Raw genomic sequence first — 24,967 nt, 5'->3', positions numbered from 1 at the left:
GATCGACTCGGCGGCAATTGAGAGATATTGTTCTTGAGGAAATATTGCTCGTTGCCACTCCGTAGTAATGGGTAATGGGTAATTGGTAATTAGATTAAAAGATAGTGGAATCGAAGACAATTACCGATTACCCATTCAGAAACAAAGGTGATGCGTCGATTTCTCCCTGTCAAACCCACGATTTTTGCGCTCACCAAAGTTTCTTTAGCTTCATACCCACGATTTTGAGCGATCGCCCTTTGTTTCTTTAGGGTCAAACTCACGATTTTTCGGAGAAACCGGGTTTCTTTGTCAAGGGATGTAACTAGCAACTTGGGTTAAGTTAGCTTCCTGCTGGGCGTGGTTCGAGGCGAATCAGTTGTCCATTGGGTTCATCGGTGAGGATGTACAATAGCCCGTCGGGACCAGTCCGCACATCTCGGACGCGCTGACCGATATTGATTGACTGCTGGCTTAACACATTGCCTTTGTCGTCTAGGTCGATACGGCGGACATCCCGCGATACCAGTCCACCGGCAAATAAATCGCCTTTCCATTGCCCAAAACGCGATCCTGTGTAGAAGGTCAGACCCGAAGGTGCGATCGATGGTGTCCACACCAGTTTAGGGTCTACCATTCCCGGTTGCGATCGCAGGTTAGAGATTTCACCCCCACTATACTCGCGACTGTGAGTCACCACAGGCCAGCCGTAATTTTTGCTTGCGACGGGGACGTTTAGTTCATCCCCTCCCCGCGAACCATGTTCCGTTGCCCACACCCGATTAGTTGCCGGATCTAAGGCGAGTCCCTGGATGTTACGATGCCCGTAACTCCACACGGCGGGGTCAGCATTCGCGGCTGCTACAAAAGGATTGTCCTTGGGTATGGAACCGTCGTCGGCAAGGCGCACAATCTTACCGAGACGACTGCGGAGGTTCTGAGCTTGTTTGCGGATGAGGTCGCCGCCGAGTCGCAGCGGAGGGTTGCCACCATCGCCGATTGCCACCAGCATGGTATTGTCGGGTAGCCAGAGAATGCGCGAGCCGAAGTGCTGTTCCCCTTGTTTGGCTTGGGAAACCTCAAAAATTACCCGCAAGTCGCGCAGCGCTTTGCCATCGAATGTGGCACGCGCGACGCGGGTGCGATTGGCATCGATTGTGCCGTGGGAATAGGTGAGATAAACAAAGCGATTTTGAGCGAAGCGCGGGTGCAGCGAAACATCCATTAACCCACCTTGACCAACCGCTAAGACTGGGGGAACCCCTGCAATCGGTGTCGGCACCAGCGCCCCATTGCGGACGATTCGCAGCCGTCCCGGTCGTTCTGTAATCAGCATCGCCCCGTCTGGCAGCCAAGCCATACTCCAGGGATGTTCTAACCCGGTTAGCACAGTCGTTTTTTGAAAGCCCCCGGCAGCGGCAACATCCTCACTAGGTGCTGTAGTGGGGGTGTTGGGGGAGTTTTGCGCTACGGTACAACTTGCGATCAAAGATAGCGCGATCGCACTTCCTGCTCGTTTCATGAGGCGAGAAATTTTAGCTTTCATGAGCTATTGCTGTTGTTCCAATTTCAGCATAGCTATTTCGCAAAAACTTCTCACCTCAGAAAGATAGATAACTCAAGCTGCTAGTTATAAAACCGATCCCCCCAAACCCCCCGATGCCTTGGGGGGCCCAAGAGAGCTTAAGGGAGATTCCCCCCCTTATTAAGGGGGGCTGGGGGGATCTAAAACCAATATTCTATAACTAGCAACTTACGTTAGGTAATCGAAATAGATTTAAGACTTTTGCAGCAAAGTTTGGCGACGGCGCAACAGTTCCGCTAGGGGTAAAAAGACAAATCCTAGCAACAAATTCGGTTCGGGAACCGATTGGGTAGGATTACCAGCGACACGATTGCGTACTGCAACGGCAGTATCTGGAAAATCGCTAAATACGCCATCAACCCCCAATTTAAAAAACTGTTCGTATTCCAGTTCTGGATTACCGTTGTAATCTGCGGCTAAGTATCTACTTTCGTTGCGGAAAGTGTAAGGATGTACGAGTAAACCAGCAGCATGAGCATCTGTAACCAACGAGGTGGGAGGCAGGAGTTGGTTATTGGAATTAACCGAAACAATCATCCGTTTCCAAGGACCAATTCCATCGGCATAAGTGGCAATATCAGCCAATCCTTGAGGCGTTCTCAAATCCTTGTAAGTGCGAGCATCGCCACTGACAATAAAATCATAGGGTTGAATTTCAATCAAACTGCCATCTGGGGCAACATCAAATGCATCTAATAGTTGTACCAGAGGCACATCAATCAGCGCGTTCAAGTCTTTTAAGTTGCCAACTTTAAACGACTGGATAAAGACAGGGGAATCTTTTTTATCGTAGTTGTTAGCTTTGAGGATAGCTACTAATGGTTCTTCCAAAGACAACCCAACCGAATCAAAATAAGTCGGGTGTTTAGTTTCAGGATAAATGCCAATAGTGCGACCTGTTTCAATACTTTTCCGCTAGGCTAGATCGATAATCTCTTGCAGGGTAGGAACTTCGTACAATCCATTGAAGGATTGATCCCGAAACGGGAAGTTTTGTTTTGCCCGAAGAGTCTTGATTTCAGCTAATGTGAAATCTTCGGTAAACCAACCTGTTATTGAAACGCCGTCCACCACTTTGGTAGTCTTGCGATTAGCAAATTCTGGACGATTTGCTACATCGGTGGTGGCAGAAATTTCGTTTTCGTGCCGAGCAATTAAAACGCCGTCCTTAGTTGAAACTAAGTCTGGTTCGATATAGTCAGCACCCATATCAATCGCTAACTCATAAGCTGCTAAGGTATGTTCTGGTAGATAACCGCTAGCGCCTCGGTGTCCGATGACAATCGGTGGCGCGCCGGTTAATGTTGCCGCCACTGCTTCACCGACGGGTATAACTGTTAAAGCAGCTGTCACTAATAACGCCAATTTGGCAAAAGGAAACATGGTAATGCACTCCAAAATTGATTGGGTATGATTTGTTTAATCTGCTCAGAGAAACCCGGTTTCTTTAGAGAAACCGGGTTTCTTTGCGTGACTTACGCTTCAACGCGACTAGCATTCCCAAACCCACCAAACCTAAACCCGCTGCGGTACTAGATTCAGGTACAGAAGTTGCGTTAGAATTAGCAAGAGCCAGCGGTTTATCCAGTTTGAGCAAAATAAATTCGCTGTTGTCCGCTTGACCGGGAGTACGACCCACACTAAATGGATAGTTATTGTCATTAATCACGAGTATAGTTTGGTTATCAATCGGCAATACATCCTCAATTGTTACGAAGGGGAAGGTAAACCTGCCGTTGGTTGTGCCATTTCCACCAATGCGATTGGGGTCGGCAATATTTAGCAAATCGACCAGCAAGTCTTTTTGGACAAATCCGGCGCTGTCCAATTTATTAATGTCAATTTTGTAGATGCGTTTGAATTGAGCGGGAACGGTGAAAGCTGGGTTATTCGGATCGCCTTGTTTGCCATCCCGTTCGATGACTAGGAACTCGTTGTCATTGATTGCGGTTAAATCCCCAATCGCATAATTCGGACTTTCCAAACGATAGGAAAAAGTCTTTCCCGTATATTGCTTGGTTGCCAAATCGAATTGATTAATCAACAAGCGATCGCGCTGTTGATCTGGCACTAGCGCCCCTTCCAACATGGCATAAAGTTTAGTGCCGCTGGTATTGAGCGCCATGCCTTCAAATCCTCTCGAACTTGGCAGGTTTGCCGTAACCGTTAACTTGGGATTATCCGGAGATTGAACTAAAGATTTGTCCCCCAAACCTAGAAAATTTGGTAAAGGAATTGGTGCATCAATTACCTGCCCGTTAGCATCGACCTGTACTAAAAATGGGCCAAATTCATCTCCAAACCAGTAAGTATTGTCACTCACGCGGCGGAATGACTCTAAATCCAAGTCGCCTCCTGTTAGTAAGCGACCGGATTTGATCGCCGAATCTACAGCGATACCGTTCGGATTTGCGGCGGTTATGCTACCTGGATAAATTGCCCGATCTGCCACAATGGGAAAGTTGATTTTGCCAGCTTTATCGTTCAGTTGAAAAAAGCTTTCGCTGGTGAAACTATCCAGCCTTTCTCCGGTTTTAAGATTAACTGGAAAAACCTGACCCGTGGTAAAATCAGGTTGTAACCCATAGAAACGCAATAGAAAATCGGGAGAGTTTCCCTTACCACCAAAACCGTTATCTGCCATGACTAAAAACGTACCCGGTTTTGGGCCTGGTAAAACAGCAGAAAATCCCTGTACTGGTTGCTTGTTAATGAAGGGAACTGCTATACCATTAGTAGAGCCAGAAATCAATTGGCCTGAAGTTGGTCCAGGGGCAAACGTATTGGCGGGTAACACAGCACGCCCAACTAATTCGACTGCGATCGCTTGAGAATTTACAAATATTTGAAATCCCAGCGCACAGGCAATTGGCAAGCCACCAAATACCAATTTTGGCAGTTTCGGCATGGATATTTCTCTCCTTTTTCCTTTCTTGGTAAACCCTCGGTAAAATTCCTGGCAGGGAATCAGTATTACTACAGAAGGTAACTATAAAAACATAGTGGAACTACGTTAAGGAAAAGCTATGAAAATATAATGGGGATTTTAAGATAGCTTCTCTTAATGAAAGCTTTACAATACAGCGGGTTTTTGCGTCCAAATGTGAAGTTGAGATAAAGCGAGTAGAGGCACGGCAATCTAGATGTCTCGGATAGTTTAACAACGTATGTAATGCCGTGCCCCTACAGCTTGGATGTTGCTAATCGCTAATAGTTAATAGCTAATCGGCACAGTAATTTAGCATTGTTCTTTCCATTAGCAATTAGCAATTAGCAATTAGCCGCAAAGCGCGAGATCGCTAGCAACTGGAGTTAATCTATCTGAATTGAAGTGGGGGCCCAAGGGGCGCTGGTGCTGCTGCTGGGGATGAGGGTTTTGCGATAATCGGCGTAGAGACGATCGCGCCAGTTGAAAAATGTCTCGTAAGCCATACTATCAGCAATACCGGGGATGCCTTTGCCTTTGAGGTTTTCTGGAATATCCAGATAATTTCCCTCGGGAAACTTCAGCAGCATACTCAATCCGGCGACGGCGAAATCTGCCAGGGTGGGATGATCTGCAACTAGATAGGGTCTATTCATTAATAGCAGGCAGAGGGCTTCTAGATCTTGCTTGATGTCCTCGGTAGCTGATTGTACGACATCGGGGCCGTAGCCAATGCCAAAACCCAGGATGTTCACCAATTCGCTGGGGACGGAACCGACTAAAATTTTCAGCACATCGGGTGTAGCTGAGGGTAGCAGCGCGGTGCGGAGGCTCAAGCTTTGACTCAATGCGCCATATAGTACTTTACGGCTTTTTACGCCGATCGACTCGTCTGCCCATTCTTCCATTAGCAAGCAGACTCCGCGCAGTTGGGGATCTGCGGGGATGAGGGGAGGGTCTGGGTATTTGCGATCTAGGTATTTGGCGATCGCAGTCGAATCAGCGATTACCTCGTTGCCGTCTTTTAGCACCGGCACCTTTCTCTGACCCGACATTTTGAAAATATCTAACTGTCCAATCCCTGGCGTCACCTCTATTTTACGGTATGCCAGCCCCTTGTAATCCAGAATCAGCCGTACTTTTTCCGAGTATTGTGACAATTCAAATTGGTATAACTCTAGCATTCCTTGTCTCCCTCTCAAGTTGATTGAAATACAGTCAGGACTTACGCGCATATTCCGGGTTTCTCTGAAAAATCGTCGTTTTGGAACTAGATATCGCAGCTTGAAACCCGGTTTCTAGGAGCTGGTACCGTTACTGGCTCACCGTTTAAAGTTTAATCCATCTCTTACGCTTTAAGCCGGTTTTCTTTTTGCTGGCGTTGCGTTTAACCTTGTTAAAGATGGCATATTTTATAATTAAATCTACAATCTCAAATCTTAAATCTACAATAATTTTAAGTTTAAGTGCTACCCTGACAATTCCCCTGGTTATTAATGTTGCAATTGATACTTACAAACTAAGAAACCCCCAGATTTGATTGAGGGTTTCTTAACGGGATCGTACAAGAGCAGCGACCTTTTTACCATTAAGCGCTTTGGCGGGTCAACAAACCCCAGATAAAAAGGACAACGATCGCACCCAGGACGGCAAAAAGAATACTAGGTATGGTCAAGGCTCCCACTGAAGCCCCCGCACTCGTGCCAAACAAGACGCGACCCAGCCAGCCTCCTACTAATGCGCCCAAAATACCCAAAACGATGGTTGCCAGTATGCCGCCGCCTTGATGACCGGGGTAGATAGCTTTGGCGATCGCTCCCGCAATTAGTCCCAAAACAATCCAAGCAATAGCGTCAACAACTGTCATGGTATTCTCTCCTATTTATTTGAGCGTTTTTTACCTAGCTTTATTTACACTAACAAACCGGATCACATGCTGACCTCTATCATAGGGAATAACCAAAAGGTAAAGATGATAATTAATCACTGAGGTGGTTTTTCTGGAAAAATCAAAACGTAAATCGCTAGCAATAATTTCTGCGTGTGCCACAACTGTTTTATGGTGCAAATTTTTACATTTTGCTGCTAATTGTACCCAGCAATTGTAGAAAATGTGACCTTTCCCCTACAGGGGGAATGACTCCAATTTGTACCAAATATTGCTTTTTGTAAAAAAGATATTAAAATACATAAAGCCTGCCGACATTCAGGTGAAGGGACAGCGCTCAACGAGCCACGACCAGCTACCTGACGGTGCAGTCGGGGCATGGTTGCGGCTGTATGGGAAGAGCCTAACTCGATTTGGACGCGATTGGCGTTCTGAAGCGGGAAAACCAGTTCTTTTTGTCGAAAGTGAGGTTTTTAATGCAAGCTCAAAATCGCACCCGTTTGCTTAAACTGATGCCCTACCTTTTAGGAGTGGTGGGGGCGAGTGTCCTCATTAGCTTTCCAGGAGAAGCGCAGGTAAAGAACCACTGTTCTAGTGGTGGTACTCAAGCCACTACAGTATCGGAACGTACAAGTCAAAATACCCCAGGGCAAAATATTGTCACCATAGCGTCTGGTAATGCTTCGTTCAGCACGCTGACAAAAGCTGTGCAAGCAGCAGGATTGGCTCAAACTTTGTCTGGAGAAGGTCCGTTTACCGTTTTTGCTCCTACAGATGCCGCATTTGCGGCACTGGAGCGTCAGCGTCCGGGCATTTTGCCACAATTGTTGCAGCCGGAGAACAGGGACACGCTGGTGAAGATTTTGACCTATCACGTGGTTCCGGGGCGGGTTCTTTCCAGCAATTTAACATCTGGACAAGTCAACACCGTTGAAAAAGGTGCGGTTAACGTTCAAGTTAGCGGTAACCGAGTCACCGTGAATAATGCCAGAGTTACGCAGGCAGATATTAGTGCCAGTAACGGCGTTATCCATGTAATTGACAAGGTTCTGTTGCCTCCCGATTTGCGGCTTTAATCGCGAGTAATAGAAGTCGGGGCGGGTAATACTTGCCCATTTATAAACCCGCCCCCCTAACCTTAAAAACATCAACCCCGTTCAATTGATTTGGACGGGGATTTTGATTTTAGATTTTGGCTCTGCGCCAGTTCTGCCAGTGCCAGATCTGGGCATCTACTTAAAGTTAGAAGTTAGAATTGTAACTATACATTCAATTTTTCTCTAAAGGCGATAAAGCCTCAAAGTAGCAGGAAGCGTGGCAATATCATGAGACTTAGGTTGTTTGTGCAAGTGGTGAGTGGGATGGCGATCGCTATCGGTGTAACAGCCGCCATCACCCAGCCCTTGGAGGCTCAAAGTAGAAATCGGTACTTTTGCGCGATCAGAAGCGGCGTACCGACTACATTTGCGCGGACTCCCAGAGGAAACGTCCCCATGATTAGCTGGGTTTCCCACCTGGGAGGCAGAGATCCGCTGCAACGCTGTCAGGAAGTCACCCAAAGGTTTCAGAACTTCTCCGACAACGGCATGTTGAGGTTTCTCAGAAGCGGTACGCTCAACAATCAACCCGTTTTGTGCGTTGCCCGTTTCAGGGGCGGTACTTGTGACAGCAACGCCGTATTAATCACGCTTGGCCTTGGACAAAATCCCCAACTTGTGCGTCAACAACTAATCGATATTGGCAGTCGTGCCAACAGCGGTCCAATTCGGTTAAGAAGCAATGACGTGATTTTTTACGAGGAGGGAGAACCCTACGTCAATATCGACAAGCTGTTAGAAACAGCCCCAGTTGAAAGTGAAAGTTCACCCCAATAAACCCGAAAATTTCAAATTTTATATTTGAGATTTTAGATTTTTATAAGTAGTTCAAAACAAGATGAAATGGCAGACACTGACCTTGGTAAACTGTGTTGGCATTTGGATAATTGCGATGCCTGCTTCAGCACCGCAAGTCAGCGTTTCGGCATTAAATACCTTAGAGCAACAAGCATCTACTCAGTTATCGGTTGAGCAACTACAAAGTTTAGCCAAATCCCTAACTGTCAAAGTTTTATCCCAAGAAGTTTTGGGGTCGGGAATTTTGCTGCAAAAGCAAGGATCGGTTTACACAATTGTTACCAACGCTCACGTCTTGAGATCGGGAGATCCGCCTTATAAAATTGAGACGCCAGATGGCAAAATTTACTCGGCTGTTGTCGTTAAAACAGCTAACTTTGAGGGCAAAGATTTAAGCTTATTGCAGTTTCGTACCAAATCTAATTATGCTGTGGCAAAACTAGGGGAGATTCCCCAAGCTGGAGATGAAGTATTTGCTGCTGGTTTTCCGTTTACAGCATCGCCAACAAAAGACAGAGGGTTTGTTTTTAGAACAGGTCAAGTTTGGCGGGTACTAGATAAAGCTTTGGAAGGTGGTTATCAAGTTGGATACACCAATGATATTGAAAAAGGCATGAGTGGGGGGCCATTGCTAAATTTTCGCGGTGAAGTTGTAGGAATTAATGGAATGCACGCCTATCCACTTTGGGGAGATCCCTACATTTTTAAAGATGGCTCGGAACCAGATCCAGCCTTGCGAGAACAGATGAGCCATTATAGCTGGGGGATTCCCATGGAGACGTTTAAACAGTTAGGTTTTGAATGGGCAAACAGTATCTAAATTTATTGAGGGTAAAACCATGAGATTTAACTACGAACTATCGGCAGCATTAATTGGGGCAGCGGCAATGGTACTGGTGCAACCGCAATTTGCCGTTGCTATAACACCGGAACAGGTGAATAATATTGCTAAAGATGTGACGGTTCGGATTGATGGTTCTAGCAGTGCGAGTAATGGATCTGGGGTAATTATTGAACGGCAGGAAGGAAATGAAAATATTGTTTATACGGTTCTGACGAATTGGCATGTAGTAGAAAAGCCAGAGCAATATACACTCCGAACGCCAGACGATAGCACTCACGTGGTGAGTCAAATTCAAAGAATTCCTGGCGCAGATTTAGCCATTTTGCGGTTTACGACCGATAAACGTTACAATACCGTGCAGCGGGGAAATTCGGCTCAATTAAGCGAGGGTCAACGGGTTTATTTTGCGGGTTATCCGGCGCCGATTCAAGTAGAAACAAGACGCAGCTATCGTTTTATTACAGCAAATATTACGGGTCGTTTATCCACCGCAAAAGATGGTTATGCTGTAGTTTATGACGGCCCCAGTATACCAGGCATGAGCGGGGGTCCGGTGTTTGATGAAAATGGTCGTTTAGTCGCGATTCACGGTGAAACCGAATCGTTAGGAAGTGGACTGGGAACCGCAGGAAATTACGGAATTCCTATCAATACTTTTTTTGCGTTGCAACCTCAAGCCACAAATGTTGCAGTGAGAACCACTCCAACGCCTTCTGCACCGATTCCAACGCGGACTCAAACCCCCACCCCGCCACCCGTACAAACAGCCGTTGCAGGGCAATCTCAGCCTGGTGTACGGCGTTTGTCAGCGCCACCGACGGTGCAACCTACTGCACCAGTAGGGGAGAATACTTCGCCGCCACCCCAAATCGCACCTCCGGTGGTGATAACTTCGCCTCGTCCTCCAGTCGTAACGCCACCGCGTCCCACTATCGTCACATTTTCCCCCAATACGTTGCCAGAATACATCGTGCCAACGAACCCCAACCAAAACCTCTCCGCACCTAACATCCCTAAAATTAACGAATTGTTGCAGCGGGAAAATTTAACACCCATTGCTTGCACTGAAAATCCGAAAATAGAAATTATTGGAATTCAGTATACCGTTTGTGCTGCTCCTAACGCGGCTCGTCCGGCGGGGAGATACGAAGTGCGAACGGGAGGATTTTAAATGCGATCGCAGTTATTATTCACACAGGTCAATCATGGGTAATCAAGGTTATTTGTCAAGTCTCCCAACAGTGATTTTAGGCTCTGTTTTTAACATTGCTGCTGTGCTGTTGGGAACGACTTTTCCCGCATTGAGTCAAACTCCCCCTAATCTCGAACAACTGGTGAGTCAGTGGGGATATACCCGCGTCGCTTGCGTTACTGGAGCGGTATTTATTCGCTCCGGTTCCCTGACAATTTGCGTCAATCCTACCGCTGAATTACCTGCGGGAAATTACACTTACGACCCCGTTTCTAATCAGTTAGTTGCTGTTAGTTCTGCACCCGTAGGAGAGAAACTGACATTTAGTTTTACCCGGTTGGCAGATTATACCAATTGCGTGGATGACATTCTGACTCTTTATAAAGATCGGGAGCGATTTAGACAGCAACCAAGAAGGGGAAATTGTTTACCAGACCAGATGCAAGCTTATGCAGAGACGGGTATTTCTAAACAGCAGGCGTTAGAATTACTCAAAGCTGCTAACGAGTATGTATCGACTGCTCTAACAGTTAGATTTTATCCCCTCCGGGGTCAGCGAGAGCAAATTGCTAGTTTGTTTGGCTTTATCTACGATGTTGATGCGAACGATGCGGAAATTCAAAGAATGGCTGAATCTGCTAATTCCCAATAAGTAACTCAAGTTGTTAGTTACATCCAAGGGTGCTGGTAATGGGTAATGGGTAATGGGTAACGAGCAAGAGTAAACTGCCAATGAATCCAATTACCAATTCCCAATTACCAATGACCAATTATTTAATTTCCAAAGAATTAAGCAGGGATTTTACATAATTTTCAAATTTAGCATATTTGTCGGATTCGGCGGTATAGGTAATTGTATAAGCTTGATTATTTTTGAGCAGCCATATTTGCAGTTTCTTTAAATTAAGTTGTCTGTCTTTGACGGTATAAATAACTTGATAAGACGGAATATTGTTTGCCAAAGTGGTTTCGCCTTGGACAATAATATTTGCATCTGGATTAAGCTGTTTAATTTGGGAAATTGAGAATTCAGTAAACCCGTCTAAAGTTGTTGGTTTGTTAGATAAATCTTCCACGCTGATAGTCAAATCTTCTTGTAATTTATCCGTCTCGCTTTCTTTCGGGGTGACAAATTTAGCAAGATCGCCTGTAATAGGGTCTTTTACTGCGAGTGTGTTTGACCAACTGGCGGGATATGTCAGCTTGATTCCTTCGGTGGAATTGTCATAAGTTAATAAAGTTTCTGATTTAAGGAAAGCGAAGAATATAGCGGCAGCGATTCCAGCAACTCCAACTGGGACTAAAGGTTTCCAGGGGATGGGTTTTGTTTGAGGTTGTAAAGTATTCAATGCTTGCAAAACTTGCGTGGCGGATTGGTAGCGATCGCGGAAATCATAGCGCACCATTTTGTCTAAAATATCTGCAAGTTTTGGATTAACCTGCACCAAATCTCGCCAGCGAATTTCATGGGTTTTGGGAGCTGTTGGTAATTTAGTCGGTAATATTCCAGTGAGAGCTTGAATTCCAATTATTCCTAAAGCATAAATATCGCTGTTAAATTGGGAATTCCCCATACTTTGTTCGCACGGCATATAGCCAGGAGTGCCAATCGCAACTGTAGAATATATCTGCCCCTGAGTGTTAGCTGCTAAAGTTCTGATTTGTTTGACTGCACCAAAGTCAATTAAAACTATTTTCCCGTCTCTGGCACGTCTGATTAAATTTGCTGGCTTAAGATCCCGGTGAATTACTTGGCGAGCGTGGACAAATTCTAGAACTTTCAAAATATCCTGTAACATGGCAATTACCGCCATCTCACTAAATTGTTTGCCTGGAATTAACTCTTTACTCAAATCTTCGCCTTCAATCAATTCTTGAACTAAATAAAATTGCCGCTCTTCTTCAAAGTGAGCAAGCAGTTGCGGGATTTGGTCGTGATGTCCTAGCTTTTTATATAAGACTTCAGCTTCAGCGTCGAATAATTCTTTGGCTTTCTGCAAAACAAATGGATCGCTAAATTGGGTTCGTAAATGTTTGACGACACATTGAGGAGTACCAGGTAAATCTAGATCTTCAGCTAGATAAGTTTCACCGAAACCTCCCTGACCCAACTTGCTGATAATTTTGTAGCGTCCTTTGAGTGTTTGTCCTATCATTACGATTCTCTCAGCCTTGTAGCATTTGTTAACAGGTTTAGCAGGTATGCACCCTTGACGCAATTTCCAGGATTCCAGCTGTATAAGGGGAAACAGGGAATAGAAAAGAGGGAACAGGGGGAAAAATAGTTCAACTTAATGGTTTCATCATCAATCGGCGTCCTAACGGCTCTGGCGACTGCTACAGATGTTGCCAATAACTCCTTAGAAAAGAAATATATTAATTTTGACACATAATTGAAATTAGCACTAGGAGGAAATTACCCACATAGTCTCAAGGAAGTTAGTTTGAGGATGAAATTGCGGTTATTTACGCTCAAGCGCGGAAGTAATGCAAACGCCACTTTGCGAAGGCTTTTGGATCGTCAAGGATTGGCTGCTGGGAATGTGCTAAATGAAAGTGGCGGCGAGGATTCGATGTATGTGGATGTGGATGAGTATTTGAATGCGGTTCCGCTTGAGGAAAACGGAAATAACAGCGGTTTTCCATAGGGTGCAACAGGGCATTGTAGGGGCACGGCCTCCAAAAACCTTTGCGCTGGCGAAATCTGCCCCAAAAACACCATTAACCATACCCGTAGAGACGTTACATGTAACGTCTCTACTACCGGACCCGGTATTACTTCCCTGGGGGTAGACCCGAAAAAGCGCGAGCGATCGTTATCTAATTTAAATTCAATTGCTGCCTTATTTTCACCAATAATTCATTCAAATCCAGAGGTTTTTTGAGATAATCGTTTACCCCGAGTTGGTAAGCACGTTCGATCATTTCCTCATCGGCATAAAAGCTAATAAAAAATACAGGAATATTGCCGATTTTCAAATCTTTGCGTAAATTTTCTAGAACTCCATATCCGTCAAGCACGGGCATCTTAATATCGCAAACAATTAAATCTGGTTTTTGTTCTTTAGCTAAAACTAGACCAATAAATCCATTCTCTGCCGTCAAAACATTAAATCCTTCAGATTTTAAAAATCTTTCTATCAGTAACCGCAAATATTCATCATCTTCAATCAATAAAATTTTTTTCAAGGCTCTATCCTGGTCATTGACTCACGCAAATCGATTATAATCCTGGGATAAAATAGGGTTCGCTCTATTTATAATCAGAGCTAAAGATGTTGGTCAATGGCGGTTCTGAAATTTTCATAGGTAGCCACACCCAAAATTTTTTCTCTAAGTATACCATTTTGAAAAATCAGAACGGCAGGAATGATGTAGACGTTGAATTTTTGAGGCGCGATCTTGTTTTTGTTGATGTCGATCTTGACAATTTTGGCACGGTCTTCGTAGGCTTGGGCTAGTTGCTTCATAATTGGATCGAGCTGGCGACACGAGTCAGACCGAAGAGTCATTAAATAAGTTATAACAAATCTTTCACGGGTTAAAATTGCATCGAGTTCGCTATCTTGAATTTCCCAGACTTCGCTCATTTGCGTTCCTCACAAGAATTGGTGTTTCGACAGTTGTTGCAGTTGTTACTAAAAGACTGTTAAACCCAAAAGTTTTTACACCATCGCTTGATTGTCTTGTTGCGATCGCGATTTCCTCAACCCGTAAGAGTCAAAATTTTCCTTTATACACAAAATAACTTGTGTTGTTTAATACATCGCGATCGGAAGCAGATTGACTGGTTTACCCTATATATTCAAGACACTCAATCTTGACAAGAATGACTGCTGAAGACTTCCAAAACCTGACAACTTGGGAAAGGTTAGAACGAGGACGAAAACTCAAAGCTGCTCAGGGCGGCTATGCGGGTTACGGTTCGCCAGCTTTCGGTCAAACCTCTGTCAATGGCGAACTGGTGGAAAACCCAGTCGAGATGCAGGTAATCGAGCTAATTCGCCGTCACCACAAGTCGGGTAAGTCGCTGCAACAGATAGCCGACTGGCTGAATCAGCAAGGGTATTGCACCAAGCGGGGTCAGCAGTGGAAACGGATCTCCGTCAAGCGGGTTCTAGACCGACTGTATGGCAAAACACCCAAGGTATCTAGCGCGACTCAAACCCGTAAAACTACGGGTACGGGGAGCGATCCGTCAGCGCCTTGAAAGTAGCGATCGCGATCGCACCGCCAAGTTTGAGTGAAGCTGATAATGTCATAACACCTGCCAATGGGTCAGTTGCAAAATTCCTCTCCATAACCTTAAAGTAAATCAAAGCATTAACTAGCAAGGGTTCCAGTTTGCGTATTTGTAACATCCCTCATTATAAGTACCGATCGTTTTAGTGTCTATTGGCGATCGCTATATAAATCAGTTATGCAATTCGATAACCCGCTGATTTTTGCCCCTGCTGTAGAGGCGGCAATTGACCGTCAGCTGCCGATCGTCACACCAGACACCCCGCTGGTGAATGCGATCGCTTTGATGAACCAAACGCGGCTACTTGGTGTCGCTCAACCTAGGGGGGAAGCATCCGACACCTTGACTTCCGGTGCCAAGCTCTCCAGCTACGTATTGGTAATGCAGAATACAGAATTATTAGGAATTTTTACAGAACGGGATATCGTGCGGCTGACAGCAGCAGGCGTAAACTTTGAAGGGGTGGAAATAGGAGCGGTGATGACGCTTGCGCCTATCGTTTTACGTCAAGCTGATTTTCAGGATATTTCCGCCGCGTTATTTTTATTTCGGCGGTATCGGATTCGCCATTTGCCGATTGTCAACGACAACGGCGAACCGATTGGGGTCGTTTCACCGGAAAGTATTCGGCGGGTATTGCGACCGGCAAATTTCCTCAAACGACGCCGCGTATCTGAATTAATGTCAACTGAAGCGATCCATGCCCCTTTAACGGCTTCGGTACTGAGTTTAGCCCAATTAATGGCAAGCCATCACATCAGTTGCGTAGTGATTACACAAGAAGATGAGGCAGGAAATATTCTACCCGTTGGCCTTGTCACAGAACGAGATATCGTGCAATTGCAATCATTACAGATTGATTTCGCGCATACCCAAGCTCAGACTGTCATGAGTACGCCGCTATTTTTGCTCAGTCCTGAAGATTCTTTATACAAAGCCTATCAAGAAATGCAACACCGTAACGTGCGACGGTTAGTTGTATCTTGGAATTGGGGTCAAGGATTGGGAATCATCACCGAAACAGATCTGCTGCGCGTGTTTGACCCTGTAGAAATGTACGGGACAATCGAAATATTACAGCGCACGATTGAGCAACTAAAGCGAGAACAATCCGAACTTTCCCAAGCGCTTGTAACTGGCGATATTACCCACTGCAACCAATGCACCAACCCCAATCATGAGTTGAACGATCTTTTATCTACCATCCAAGTTTGCATAGAAACTCTGGCTCAACAACCCGATTTATCACCAGATTTGAGGCAAACTAAACTCAATTCTGCCTTAGTTGATATTGAACGGATACGTCATCTGGTGGAAGCACTTCGCCAAAGTTAATTTCCCTTAGATCTGATCTGACATAGGGGGAGGCAGAGCCTCCCTACTCTCGTTCCCAGGCTCGAGCCTGGGAACGAATCTGCGAGGCTCTGCCTCGCTGCGATCCGGTTAATATAATTGCCAAATTTTGATCGTTTTATCAGCACTACCGCTGGCTAAAATTTTCCCATCGGCGCTCAGCGCTACGGAGTTAACTGCTGCCGAATGTGCGGTGAGAGTGCCGCGCAATTTACCTGTATCGAGATGCCAAACTTTGACAGTTTTGTCGGCACTACCGCTGACCAAAGTTTTGCCATCAGAACTAATCGTCAGGGAGGAAACTGCTTCTGAATGTCCTTCTAAATTGCCAATTAATTCACCAGTGCCGAGATGCCAAAGTTTGATATTTTTGTCTGCACCGCCACTGACTAAAGTTTGTTCATCCGGACTAATTGCAACTGCATAAACCTCCCCTGAATGTCCGCCAAGGGTGCGGCGAGGTTCCCCAGATTGGGGATGCCAAATTCTAATTTTACCGTCACTCTGACCGCTGGCAATAATTTGACCGTCTTTGCTCATTGCAGCGCAATTTACCGCACAGGAATGCCATAGGGTACAAAGTCGTTCGCCTGTTTGCAAGTTCCAAAGTTTTATCTTATTACTGCCGCTGAAAACAACTTGTCCTTTGGCATCAATCGCCACAAATTTGACTGGATTATTATGCCCAAAAATCACAGGCAGAAGTTTACCAGTCCGCAGATTCCATACTTTAACATTACTTCCAGGAGAGTCATAACTGCCGCTGGCGATAAATTTTCCGTCGGGACTAATAGCAACTGAGGCAATTTTTTCTGTGTTTCCAGTCAGGGTGCGGATGGGTTCTCCCGTTTGCAGATCCCATACTTTAATTGTTTTGTCCAAACAGCTACTGACTAGAATATTGCCATCGGCGCTGATGGCGACTGATGAAACTTTTCCAGACTGTTCTGAGAGGTTATAAATTGGGGAAATATGTTCTAGACTGTACTTGCGTTTTAAATCGGCAATAGCACGCAACAACTCCTGCACTTTACCAACGCTTTCATCATCCTCAATTGCGACAAAATATTCTTTCAGCTTCTCGACATATTCATAATCTTCTATCTTCAAAGCTGACTTCATTGCCTCTAAATTATCACTTCCTTCTAACGGTGTAACTTGGTGCAGTTGCAACCACGAATTCACCGAATATTCGACTTGATCTTTACTCCAAGATTTATCCGGTAAATGTATCAGACTTTCAGCTAATTGCAAAGCCAATTCTGGCACCCAGTAACGTCTTTCTTCTGCTAAAGCCTGGTACACTTGTCTATAGCCAGAAACAATGGCTTGTATTAGTTGCAAGTCAGTAACATCTTGCATCAAATTGGGTAACAATTTCGGCAGTAAGGGAGGCACGTCATGATGAACGAGATGGTAAGTATCTGTCACCCAACCCGCTACCAAACAGTGACAGTTGATTAAAAAATGCCATAATTTGGCAAAATCTTCCCGCTTAACTTTGTATGGTAGCGATAATTGACTCGCGTCAATTCCATGCGCTTTCCATTTTTCTTGTTTCTCTAAAATTTCTAAATTAATTGCATTATCTCCTCCCAGCTTGTTTACTTCATCAATTGGTTCTCCCAAGGCTAAAAGTTTGTCCCTAATCTCTTTCCACGCTAAAGCACGCTCCTTTGCCGACTCGTAAACTATTTCTTTGTAAGGCATTCTTGCAACAGTTTTGTAATAGTAATTATCTTGGTTTAACCCCCAGTATGCCATGCGAAAAATCAGATAAGTTCCATCATTTTCTGATTCTAAAATTAACGTCGGTTCTGATTTTAGCATTCCGAACAAAGCTTTAATGCTAGCTTCACCGTGAAACTGCTTGTTTTCCCAAGCTCCTGCTAAAAACTCTGTAGGTCTAACTTGATTGTGCAGAGAATAATGCTGATTCAAAAATTCTCGCATTCCTTCAGCCAATCCCATTTCAATCTCTATATTTTCCGGCATTTCATTGCCAAATTGATCGATTTGTAATTGGGGCGTTTTCAGAAAAATTCTCAGGGGTATCAGTCCGCTATTAGGGTGAGACTCTAGAATTTGAGAAGGGTATAATCTTAAAGGCCAATTATCTATTATTTTGTGAATTTCCGGGGATTTAAGCGTTGTTTCCCGTTGATAGGCGGCTAATTTTAATTGCGTCTCCCGGTGGTAGTCAGCTAATTGCTGCTGTAGCGCTTTTTCCTGTTCAAAGCTACTAGGTGAATTTTTTGTTTCAATCATACCCTTGACATTCTGGAGAAACTCTTGAATGTCCTCAGCTTTTAGGTATTTAGATTTACCGAGAGCTTCTTCATCTTGCTTTTGCAGCAAGACAGCAATCAGAGGTGCAAATTCTATCACCCATTGGACGATTAATTTTAGCCCTTGCTCCATCAGTACACTTTTGGTCAGCATTAGCATATATAGCGCTCCCAATTATCCTTCATCCCCTCTCTTAAAACAAGAGGGGCGCAACACTCCATTCCGACTACACCTAAACCCGATCGTGGATTGGGTAAGGTGGGAAAAGAGCAGTAGGTGAGATTTAGTGTTGATTATTGATGTCTAAATAATTACACGGTGATTTCTGAGAAATCACCAGGTCTTCCCTGATGCACCTGATTTTATCTATCTTAGTATAAACACAGATAATAATGTCTATCCGGATATTTTTCAGCAGCGGATTTTTAGTTTAAATTTAGGTTAATTCGAGGTTAATATACAGTTATTTTTTATACCGTTGTTGGGTAATGGGTGCAGAAAGCTATGGAAAGTACTGGGTGTATAGAAGAAATTCTAATTATTTGTTTTCCAGGAATAAATGGGGGAGCGGATGCAAGACAGCCATCAGCCAACTCATCTTCTTTCTACCAATAAACCGGATATCTGACCCAGCTTAACCTAGATTTAATTCAAAGTTAACCTTTTTTTAATTATGGAAATAGAAAATAAATTAAAATTAATAGTGAATATCAACTCTAATCATCTGGTTTGGACTAACCTGCGGTTAAAGATATCGTTCTGTTGCTTGTTTAGCCAGTTGCTTGTTTACCGCTTGGTATGTAATTCAGCATCTGGGATATGCAACAACGTTGGTGCAACAACGTTGGTGCAACAACGTTGCGAATGGGGAAGCGGTGAGCGTGGCTAGTTCTAGTATATCTTTAGGAGGCAGTTATGACAGTAGATTATCCTACCGCGACGGCCTCTAAAATTGTTTTAGAGGAGATCTTGCACGCGCAGGTGCGGGAGTTTTATTACGGTGATTCCCTAGCGTTACGCAATGTTGACCTGCTGATTTACAAAAACCAGATTACAGCTTTTATTGGGCCTTCTGGCTGCGGCAAAACTACCCTACTGCGATGTTTTAATCGTCTGAACGATCTGATCCCAGGGACTCGCTTAGAAGGGCAAATCCTGTTTAATGGTGGCAATATTTATGACCCGCAACAGGATGCGATCGCTATTCGCCGCCGCATTGGCATGGTCTTCCAAAAGCCGAATCCCTTTCCCAAGTCTATTTACGACAATATTGCCTTTGGTCTTCGGGTTAACGACTACAAAGGTAACATCGATGAGATGGTAGAGCAGTCATTGCGTCAGGCGTTTCTTTGGGATGAAGTCAAAGATAAGCTCAAAGATAGCGGTTTGGATCTATCAGGTGGGCAACAGCAGCGGTTGTGCATTGCGCGAGCCATTGCCTTGCAACCGGAAATCATTCTGATGGATGAACCCTGTTCTGCTCTCGACCCGCTTTCGACTTTGCAAATTGAAGATTTGATGCGGCAACTTAAGCAGCATTGTACGATTGCGATCGTCACTCACAACATGCAGCAGGCTTCGCGAATTGCTGACATGACAGCATTCTTCAACCTGGAAATGAAAGAAGGAAGCCGTACAGGCGAACTGGTGGAATACGACCGCACCTGTGTGATTTTTGAAAGTCCAACCCAGGAGGTCACCGAGCAATATGTCAAGGGTCGTTTTGGTTAAGCAATTCAGACCGCCAGAAGTTGAATAATGACGAAATAAATTAGCAAGCTCAGCACATCCTGAATGATGGTGGCGACTGGTCCCGATCCAAAAGCTGGGTCTTTACCAGCACGGAAGAGCAGCCAGGGAAAAAGCAGACCAACGGTGGTAGCAATTCCCCCAGCAGTCAAAATGGCTAGCGCCACCGCACTAGCCAGCTTGAGATTGCCAAAAGCCGCCAATACCAAAGGAAAACTCAACCCACCAAGGGCAAGTCCGATTAGCAATCCCGTCCATATTTCCCCGGTTAGCAATTTCGGCAACGAAGAGTGGTTGAAAGACAAGCCGCGCACCACAATTGCTTCTGTTTGCGTGCCGATGGCATCTGCCAGGTAGACAATTCCGGGTACGAAGAAGGAAACAAAGACGCGGGTTGCCAGAAGTTGTTCAAAGCGCGAGACGACGAATGTAGCCAAGATGCTGCCGATGAGTCCCACCAGCAGCCACGGCAAGCGATCGCCTGCTCTCTGAGTTGGGGCAGCCTCCAGGGCGTGGTGCGCGTGGCTATTCTCTCGCTGAATACCTGCCAGCCGATCCAGATCCTCGATATGCTCCCGTCTTAAGATGCCAATTAAAGCCTGCGCTGGGACAACTCCCAACAGGCGTCCTTGCATATCGACCACGGGGACATCGGTCAAACCGTATTGTACTGCCAACCCCGCCACCCGTTCTTGATCCTCGTGGGGATTAACCATTGGGGGTTGAGCAGTCATCACCTCGCCTAAGGTCTTGTCTCTTGGCGCTCTCAGCAAGTCGAGCAAGCGAATTAAACCCCATAGATGCCCTTGGCTGTCTGTCACGTAAACCGCTTCGATAGAATCGAAGGCATTGCCCGGAAGGCTCGCGAGGGTCGATCCCACGCTATCTTGGGCGAAGGCAAAGGGAACTCGCGGCACTAGGTACTGAGCAGCTGTTTCAGAAATTGAAGCTTTATAGGCTGACATCGGCTCATCTCCTTGGTAGTGTTTCTACTAATGGCTAATGGCTAATGGCTCAATCGTGATATTACGAATATCTCTGGGAATTAGTAATTAGCAACCCCCAAGTTTATAACTAGCAACTTGATAATTGTTTCAATATAATTATGTATCATTTTTGATACCAAATTCCAGCCTAATTTCCACATAAATATTAATATAATTTATTCAAAATTTAAATATTTTTAGTTCAAGGGTGATACACTAAAATTGCATGGAGCCGAGAGGTAAAAACCTATGGCACCTAAAATTGTCCCCGAACTTGAAGATTTAGTCGAAGGTCTTGGCGTTCCTGGTATTGCAGCAATCGTGCTTCTGCCTGTCATTATTCCAGTGGCGACAGGGATGGGTAAGCCGATAGCCAAGACAATGATCAAAGGTGGAATTGTCCTTTATGAAAAGGGCAAGGGAGTGCTGGCAGAAGTTGGCGAAAACTTTGAGGATGTCCTAGCCGAAGCTAAGGCCGAACTTGCTGCGGAAAAGGTGAAAGAACTGGAAGCGACTGTAACTCATCCGGAGGTTGGTTAGTTTAGCAACCAATAACAAGGGCGAAGGAAGCTGATAGCAAAGCTAGCAAAATTTTCAGGACTTACCCACGACGATTGTAGAAACCCGGTTTCTTTGCTGCGAGCTTTTGTTTCCCAGCCACGATTTTTCACAGAAACCCGGTTTCTTTGCGGAAGTCCCGATTTTTTTTGGGGATGGTTATAGTAACTCATCCATTTTTGAAACCAAAGTGGATTTTCCTGGCGCCAATTCACTATTTCAATGACTGAAAAATCAATCCCTGCAACAAAGGAACTTTATCTGTTTCTTCCCAAGGAACAAGCGGAATATCGATTCGACCCATATGACCGTAAACTGCTAGTTTTCGATAAAATCCACCTTTGACGATCGCAGGTAGGAATCTGAGATTAAACTGCCGAATGATTCCGGCGAGGCGGAAGTCAAAATACTTCTCTAAAAGTCCGGTAATTTCCTCATCGGGGATTTTGCCCGTACCAAAGGTTTCCACCTGGATACTAACAGGTCTGGAAAATCCGATGGAATAGCTCAACTGCACTTCGCATTCATCGGCAAGACCAGCTGCTACGATATTTTTGGCAGCATAGCGGGCGGCGTATGCTCCTACTCGGTCGATGCGGGTCGGGTCTTTGCCGCTGAGGGCGGCGCCGCTGTGGCGCGCATATTCTCCGTAGGTGTCGATGGCATTTTTCCTCCCCGTCAGTCCAGAATGCACCGCCGGACCGCCGATGGCAAAGGGATCGTCAAAGTCGATCAAAATTCTGGTTTTTTCATCTGGTTTAATTGCTAGATCTTGAAAGACAAAATCGATCGCGGTTTCCCGAATTTCTGTCTGGAGTTGCTTGCAATCGGGTGCATCGGATGCTGAGAGTTTATCCAGACTTGCCAGAATGGTGATGCTGTGAATTCTATTGGGTTTGCGATCGCAATACTCCACCCCGACCTGTGTCTTGCCATCCGGGGCAAGGTATGGCACTATTTTCTCCAACCGCAGGGCAGTCAACCGCTTTGCTAGTTGGTGTGCTAACCAAATCGGTAGGGGCATCAAGGCGGGGGTTTGATTGCAGGCAAATCCAAACACCGTCACCTGATCCTGCACGGGAATTTGTTCGATCTCTGCTTCTGATAGTTTTTTTTCATCTAAATAGCGCTGCTTGTTAGGCGGCAATTCTTTTAAACTTGTGATGATGCTGCAAGTTTTGGCATTAAAATCAGGTTCCTCATAACCTGCTTGTTTAATCGCCTGTCGGGCGATTTTAGTGAAATCGACGATCGCATCGGATTCAAACCTCGCCGAGATAAAGACGATACCCGTAGATACGGCACATTCTGCGATCGCTCTGGAAAAGGGGTCTCGCCGCAAAAATTGATCGATAATCCCATCGCTGATTTGGTCACATAGTTTATCCGGGTGTCCTTCGGTGACGGACTCGGATGTGAACATGAAGTCTTTTTTCATAATTGGTAATTGGTAATTGGTAATTGGCTGATTTTCACTGATATCATGTCCGGTTGTATCTGTTGTATATAGTCGATTGTGGGAAAAGCTGTTTTTTTTCCTCCCACCTGCTCACCTGCACAAGAAGCTCACCTAACGCTACCTCTGCAAGCGGACATGATATGACTTCTGACTACTGGTCACCTGTTCTGCTGTTGTTAATTCCTTGGTTCCTTCATTGACTAACAAAGGCAGCACGGCGCTTGTACCGATGACAGCAGTATCAACTATATTGAGCGGGGCGATTTGCAATAGACCCCTCAAACCCGGTACAAATGCGGCTAAAATTTGCAGGGCGAAAGAACCGCCGAGGGCAAGGGTTAAATATTGATTGGGGGGCAGTTTTTCGCCGCTATAAATACTGTGTTTTTTAGACCGACAGTAGAGGGCGTGCAACAGTTGCGCTGAGGTTAAACTCATAAAACCAATCGTACTTGCTTGCGCGCCGATTCCGTATTTGCTCAGGGCGTAACCGTAAGCTGCCAAGGAACTAGCGGAAATTGTCGCCGACTCTAATAAAATTCCCTTAAAATCCGCTGCTTTTATAATAGGTTCGTCGGGATTTCTGGGTGGTTGACTCAATACATCTGGTTCTGGTTGTTCCAAAGCGAGGGCAAGACCGGGGAAAATATCGGTAACTAGATTCAACCACAACAATTGCACCGCATTTAAAGGTTGACCTATCCCACCTGCGGTAGCGGTAAGCATGACGATAATCTCGCTGATGTTGGTGGAAAGGAGGAAATGAACCGATTTGCGGATGTTGTTGTAGATGGTGCGCCCTTGACTAACGGCGACGATGGTGGTTTCCAGCTTATCGTCTTGCAGGACAACATCTGCGACTTCTCTGGCGACATCGGTTCCCGTATGTCCCATTGCAACGCCAACATCAGCTGCTTTTAAAGCGGGAGCGTCGTTGATGCCATCTCCCGTCATGGCGACTACTTTGCCCGCACTTTGCAAAGATTGGACGATTTGTAGTTTATTGGCAGGACTGATGCGAGCAAAAATGTGGATGCGATCGCACAATGCTTTGATTACTTCTGGGTCGAGTTTGCCCAACTGGGTAGAGTCGATGATTTCCAGGGGTTCGCCTTTGCTGAGATTCAATTCTTTCCCAATGGCGTAGGCGGTAGGACTTTGGTCGCCGGTGATCATCACCGTCTCGATTCCCGCTTGATGGAAGTCGCCCATCAATGCTTTGACGCCGCTGCGGATGGGGTCTGCCATACCGATAAGTCCCAACCAAATCAAGTTTTCCGGAGGGGGGGAAGAGGACGCGGGGACGCGGGGACGCGGGGACGCGGGGGTAGAGGACGCGGCGATGGGGGGAATGGGGGACGCGGGGGTAGAGGACGCGGGGATGGGGGGAATGGGGGACGCGGGGGTAGAGGAGGCGGGGAGATTTTCGCCATTCTCGAAATGAGCATAAGCGACGCCTAGCACCCGCAGTGCCTTACCTGCCATGCGATCGTTTTCGGTCTCGATCGCCAATCTATCTGCTTCTGCGAGGGGAACAATTTCCCCATCTTTAATCTGCCAGCTGCACATATCCAGCACTTCTGTGGGACTTCCCTTAACCGCAAGCAACTGGTGGTGCTGGTTCAAATGCAGCGTGGTCATGTAATTTTGGGTTTCGGATCGGTGCTTGATGTCCACCAGGGGATATTTTTCTCTCAGGTCTTTGACATTCACCCCCGCACCGATTGCCAGATGGATTAAGGCATTTTCCGTAGCAGATCCGCGAACGACATATTCGCCATTTTGCTGTCCGTTGACTTCGCTTTCATTGCAGAGAACCGATACGTGAATTAGTTTTAACAGTTCATCGCAAGCATAGGGGTCGATCTTCTCTTCCAACTCTTGTGGGGTAGGCATCTTGCCTGCCCTTAACTCTGTATTGGGGAGAGGTTGAAGAGAATTAAGTTCCCACTCTTGTGGGGTAGGCATCTTGCCTGCCCTTAACTCTGTATTGGGGAGAGGTTGAAGAGAATAAATATCAC

Annotated in this window: 21 protein-coding genes and 1 pseudogene; 10 read left to right on the top strand and 12 right to left on the bottom strand. The window is 45.6% G+C overall.

Annotated elements, in window-relative coordinates:
• Positions 1-322: 322 nt before the first annotated feature.
• The 5 genes and pseudogenes from ACE1CM_RS38680 to ACE1CM_RS38660 form a co-directional block, all read right to left on the bottom strand.
• Entirely contained in the window at positions 323-1,525 is a 1,203-nt protein-coding gene (locus ACE1CM_RS38680; protein ID WP_374884249.1) for a PQQ-dependent sugar dehydrogenase, read from the bottom strand.
• 231 nt (positions 1,526-1,756) lie between these two features.
• A pseudogene (locus ACE1CM_RS38675) lies at positions 1,757-2,947 on the bottom strand (glycerophosphodiester phosphodiesterase).
• 64 nt (positions 2,948-3,011) lie between these two features.
• Positions 3,012-4,472, bottom strand: coding sequence for an esterase-like activity of phytase family protein (locus tag ACE1CM_RS38670; RefSeq protein WP_374884248.1), 1,461 nt, complete (start codon positions 4,470-4,472; stop codon positions 3,012-3,014).
• Between the two features lie 404 nt (positions 4,473-4,876).
• A complete protein-coding gene (locus tag ACE1CM_RS38665; RefSeq protein WP_374884247.1) occupies positions 4,877-5,674 on the bottom strand; it encodes a glutathione S-transferase family protein in 798 nt (265 codons plus the stop codon).
• Between the two features lie 404 nt (positions 5,675-6,078).
• Positions 6,079-6,357 carry a GlsB/YeaQ/YmgE family stress response membrane protein gene (locus tag ACE1CM_RS38660; protein ID WP_374884246.1) on the bottom strand — a complete coding sequence of 93 codons (279 nt, stop codon included), beginning with the start codon at positions 6,355-6,357 and terminating at the stop codon, positions 6,079-6,081.
• Between the two features lie 497 nt (positions 6,358-6,854).
• On the opposite strand from ACE1CM_RS38660, the gene ACE1CM_RS38655 reads away from it, so the two are divergent.
• From ACE1CM_RS38655 to ACE1CM_RS38635, 5 genes are all read left to right on the top strand, one after another.
• Positions 6,855-7,454, top strand: coding sequence for a fasciclin domain-containing protein (locus ACE1CM_RS38655; protein ID WP_374884245.1), 600 nt, complete (start codon positions 6,855-6,857; stop codon positions 7,452-7,454).
• Between the two features lie 249 nt (positions 7,455-7,703).
• The gene (locus ACE1CM_RS38650) at positions 7,704-8,252 is read left to right on the top strand and encodes a COP23 domain-containing protein (RefSeq protein ID WP_374884244.1); all 549 of its coding nucleotides are present in this window, start codon (positions 7,704-7,706) and stop codon (positions 8,250-8,252) included.
• Between the two features lie 61 nt (positions 8,253-8,313).
• Positions 8,314-9,093 (top strand): serine protease, encoded by a 780-nt coding sequence (locus ACE1CM_RS38645; protein ID WP_374884243.1) that lies wholly within the window; start codon positions 8,314-8,316, stop codon positions 9,091-9,093.
• Positions 9,094-9,112: 19 nt separating this feature from the next.
• Entirely contained in the window at positions 9,113-10,288 is a 1,176-nt protein-coding gene (locus tag ACE1CM_RS38640; RefSeq protein WP_374884242.1) for a serine protease, read from the top strand.
• 34 nt (positions 10,289-10,322) lie between these two features.
• The gene (locus ACE1CM_RS38635; protein WP_374884241.1) at positions 10,323-10,961 is read left to right on the top strand and encodes a hypothetical protein; all 639 of its coding nucleotides are present in this window, start codon (positions 10,323-10,325) and stop codon (positions 10,959-10,961) included.
• A 118-nt stretch (positions 10,962-11,079) separates the two neighbouring features.
• Here the strand turns inward: ACE1CM_RS38635 and ACE1CM_RS38630 are convergent, their stop codons facing one another.
• Entirely contained in the window at positions 11,080-12,465 is a 1,386-nt protein-coding gene (locus tag ACE1CM_RS38630; protein ID WP_374884240.1) for a protein kinase, read from the bottom strand.
• 237 nt (positions 12,466-12,702) lie between these two features.
• Here ACE1CM_RS38630 and ACE1CM_RS38625 point away from each other — a divergent pair, with 237 nt between their 5' ends.
• Positions 12,703-12,957 (top strand): hypothetical protein, encoded by a 255-nt coding sequence (locus tag ACE1CM_RS38625; RefSeq protein WP_374884239.1) that lies wholly within the window; start codon positions 12,703-12,705, stop codon positions 12,955-12,957.
• A 172-nt stretch (positions 12,958-13,129) separates the two neighbouring features.
• Here ACE1CM_RS38625 and ACE1CM_RS38620 read toward each other — a convergent pair whose 3' ends face one another.
• Entirely contained in the window at positions 13,130-13,498 is a 369-nt protein-coding gene (locus ACE1CM_RS38620; protein WP_374884238.1) for a response regulator, read from the bottom strand.
• Positions 13,499-13,578: 80 nt separating this feature from the next.
• Positions 13,579-13,899 carry a thioredoxin family protein gene (locus ACE1CM_RS38615; RefSeq protein WP_374884237.1) on the bottom strand — a complete coding sequence of 107 codons (321 nt, stop codon included), beginning with the start codon at positions 13,897-13,899 and terminating at the stop codon, positions 13,579-13,581.
• A gap of 239 nt (positions 13,900-14,138) precedes the next feature.
• On the opposite strand from ACE1CM_RS38615, the gene ACE1CM_RS38610 reads away from it, so the two are divergent.
• The gene (locus ACE1CM_RS38610) at positions 14,139-14,519 is read left to right on the top strand and encodes a recombinase family protein (RefSeq protein WP_374884236.1); all 381 of its coding nucleotides are present in this window, start codon (positions 14,139-14,141) and stop codon (positions 14,517-14,519) included.
• A 210-nt stretch (positions 14,520-14,729) separates the two neighbouring features.
• Positions 14,730-15,887 carry a CBS domain-containing protein gene (locus ACE1CM_RS38605; protein ID WP_374884235.1) on the top strand — a complete coding sequence of 386 codons (1,158 nt, stop codon included), beginning with the start codon at positions 14,730-14,732 and terminating at the stop codon, positions 15,885-15,887.
• Positions 15,888-15,995: 108 nt separating this feature from the next.
• Here ACE1CM_RS38605 and ACE1CM_RS38600 read toward each other — a convergent pair whose 3' ends face one another.
• Complete coding sequence (locus ACE1CM_RS38600; RefSeq protein WP_374884234.1) at positions 15,996-18,353, bottom strand: WD40 repeat domain-containing protein; 2,358 nt, start codon at positions 18,351-18,353, stop codon at positions 15,996-15,998.
• A gap of 756 nt (positions 18,354-19,109) precedes the next feature.
• Here ACE1CM_RS38600 and pstB point away from each other — a divergent pair.
• A complete protein-coding gene (gene pstB, locus ACE1CM_RS38595; protein ID WP_374884233.1) occupies positions 19,110-19,925 on the top strand; it encodes a phosphate ABC transporter ATP-binding protein PstB in 816 nt (271 codons plus the stop codon).
• A 5-nt stretch (positions 19,926-19,930) separates the two neighbouring features.
• Here the strand turns inward: pstB and ACE1CM_RS38590 are convergent, their stop codons facing one another.
• Positions 19,931-20,908: a magnesium transporter gene (locus ACE1CM_RS38590; protein ID WP_374884232.1), complete on the bottom strand. Its 978-nt coding sequence runs from the start codon at positions 20,906-20,908 to the stop codon at positions 19,931-19,933.
• Positions 20,909-21,178: 270 nt separating this feature from the next.
• Here ACE1CM_RS38590 and ACE1CM_RS38585 point away from each other — a divergent pair, with 270 nt between their 5' ends.
• Positions 21,179-21,469 carry a DUF5132 domain-containing protein gene (locus ACE1CM_RS38585; protein ID WP_374884231.1) on the top strand — a complete coding sequence of 97 codons (291 nt, stop codon included), beginning with the start codon at positions 21,179-21,181 and terminating at the stop codon, positions 21,467-21,469.
• Positions 21,470-21,701: 232 nt separating this feature from the next.
• On the opposite strand, the gene metK is transcribed toward ACE1CM_RS38585, so the two are convergent.
• Both metK and ACE1CM_RS38575 read right to left on the bottom strand, forming a co-directional pair.
• Positions 21,702-22,925 (bottom strand): methionine adenosyltransferase, encoded by a 1,224-nt coding sequence (gene metK, locus ACE1CM_RS38580; protein ID WP_374884230.1) that lies wholly within the window; start codon positions 22,923-22,925, stop codon positions 21,702-21,704.
• Positions 22,926-23,063: 138 nt separating this feature from the next.
• Positions 23,064-24,967 (bottom strand): cation-translocating P-type ATPase (locus tag ACE1CM_RS38575; protein ID WP_374884229.1); only part of this gene is annotated, 1,904 nt, incomplete at its 5' end.

Origin of the sequence: Microseira sp. BLCC-F43 (assembly GCF_041929235.1) — a bacterium.
In the GTDB taxonomy this organism is placed as follows: domain Bacteria; phylum Cyanobacteriota; class Cyanobacteriia; order Cyanobacteriales; family Aerosakkonemataceae; genus Microseira.
This window is presented reverse-complemented; position numbering and strand designations above follow the sequence as displayed.

Excerpts from the sequence above, each read along its gene's own strand:
- metK (WP_374884230.1), bottom strand. The coding sequence starts at position 22,925 with ATGAAAAAAGACTTCATGTTCACATCCGAGTCCGTCACCGAAGGACAC.
- ACE1CM_RS38615 (WP_374884237.1), bottom strand. The coding sequence starts at position 13,899 with ATGAGCGAAGTCTGGGAAATTCAAGATAGCGAACTCGATGCAATTTTA.
- ACE1CM_RS38640 (WP_374884242.1), top strand. The coding sequence starts at position 9,113 with ATGAGATTTAACTACGAACTATCGGCAGCATTAATTGGGGCAGCGGCA.
- ACE1CM_RS38665 (WP_374884247.1), bottom strand. The coding sequence starts at position 5,674 with ATGCTAGAGTTATACCAATTTGAATTGTCACAATACTCGGAAAAAGTA.
- ACE1CM_RS38585 (WP_374884231.1), top strand. The coding sequence starts at position 21,179 with ATGGCACCTAAAATTGTCCCCGAACTTGAAGATTTAGTCGAAGGTCTT.
- ACE1CM_RS38670 (WP_374884248.1), bottom strand. The coding sequence starts at position 4,472 with ATGCCGAAACTGCCAAAATTGGTATTTGGTGGCTTGCCAATTGCCTGT.
- ACE1CM_RS38600 (WP_374884234.1), bottom strand. The coding sequence starts at position 18,353 with ATGCTAATGCTGACCAAAAGTGTACTGATGGAGCAAGGGCTAAAATTA.
- ACE1CM_RS38655 (WP_374884245.1), top strand. The coding sequence starts at position 6,855 with ATGCAAGCTCAAAATCGCACCCGTTTGCTTAAACTGATGCCCTACCTT.
- ACE1CM_RS38630 (WP_374884240.1), bottom strand. The coding sequence starts at position 12,465 with ATGATAGGACAAACACTCAAAGGACGCTACAAAATTATCAGCAAGTTG.
- ACE1CM_RS38605 (WP_374884235.1), top strand. The coding sequence starts at position 14,730 with ATGCAATTCGATAACCCGCTGATTTTTGCCCCTGCTGTAGAGGCGGCA.
- ACE1CM_RS38610 (WP_374884236.1), top strand. The coding sequence starts at position 14,139 with ATGACTGCTGAAGACTTCCAAAACCTGACAACTTGGGAAAGGTTAGAA.
- ACE1CM_RS38635 (WP_374884241.1), top strand. The coding sequence starts at position 10,323 with ATGGGTAATCAAGGTTATTTGTCAAGTCTCCCAACAGTGATTTTAGGC.
- ACE1CM_RS38645 (WP_374884243.1), top strand. The coding sequence starts at position 8,314 with ATGAAATGGCAGACACTGACCTTGGTAAACTGTGTTGGCATTTGGATA.
- ACE1CM_RS38650 (WP_374884244.1), top strand. The coding sequence starts at position 7,704 with ATGAGACTTAGGTTGTTTGTGCAAGTGGTGAGTGGGATGGCGATCGCT.
- ACE1CM_RS38680 (WP_374884249.1), bottom strand. The coding sequence starts at position 1,525 with ATGAAAGCTAAAATTTCTCGCCTCATGAAACGAGCAGGAAGTGCGATC.
- ACE1CM_RS38660 (WP_374884246.1), bottom strand. The coding sequence starts at position 6,357 with ATGACAGTTGTTGACGCTATTGCTTGGATTGTTTTGGGACTAATTGCG.
- pstB (WP_374884233.1), top strand. The coding sequence starts at position 19,110 with ATGACAGTAGATTATCCTACCGCGACGGCCTCTAAAATTGTTTTAGAG.
- ACE1CM_RS38590 (WP_374884232.1), bottom strand. The coding sequence starts at position 20,908 with ATGTCAGCCTATAAAGCTTCAATTTCTGAAACAGCTGCTCAGTACCTA.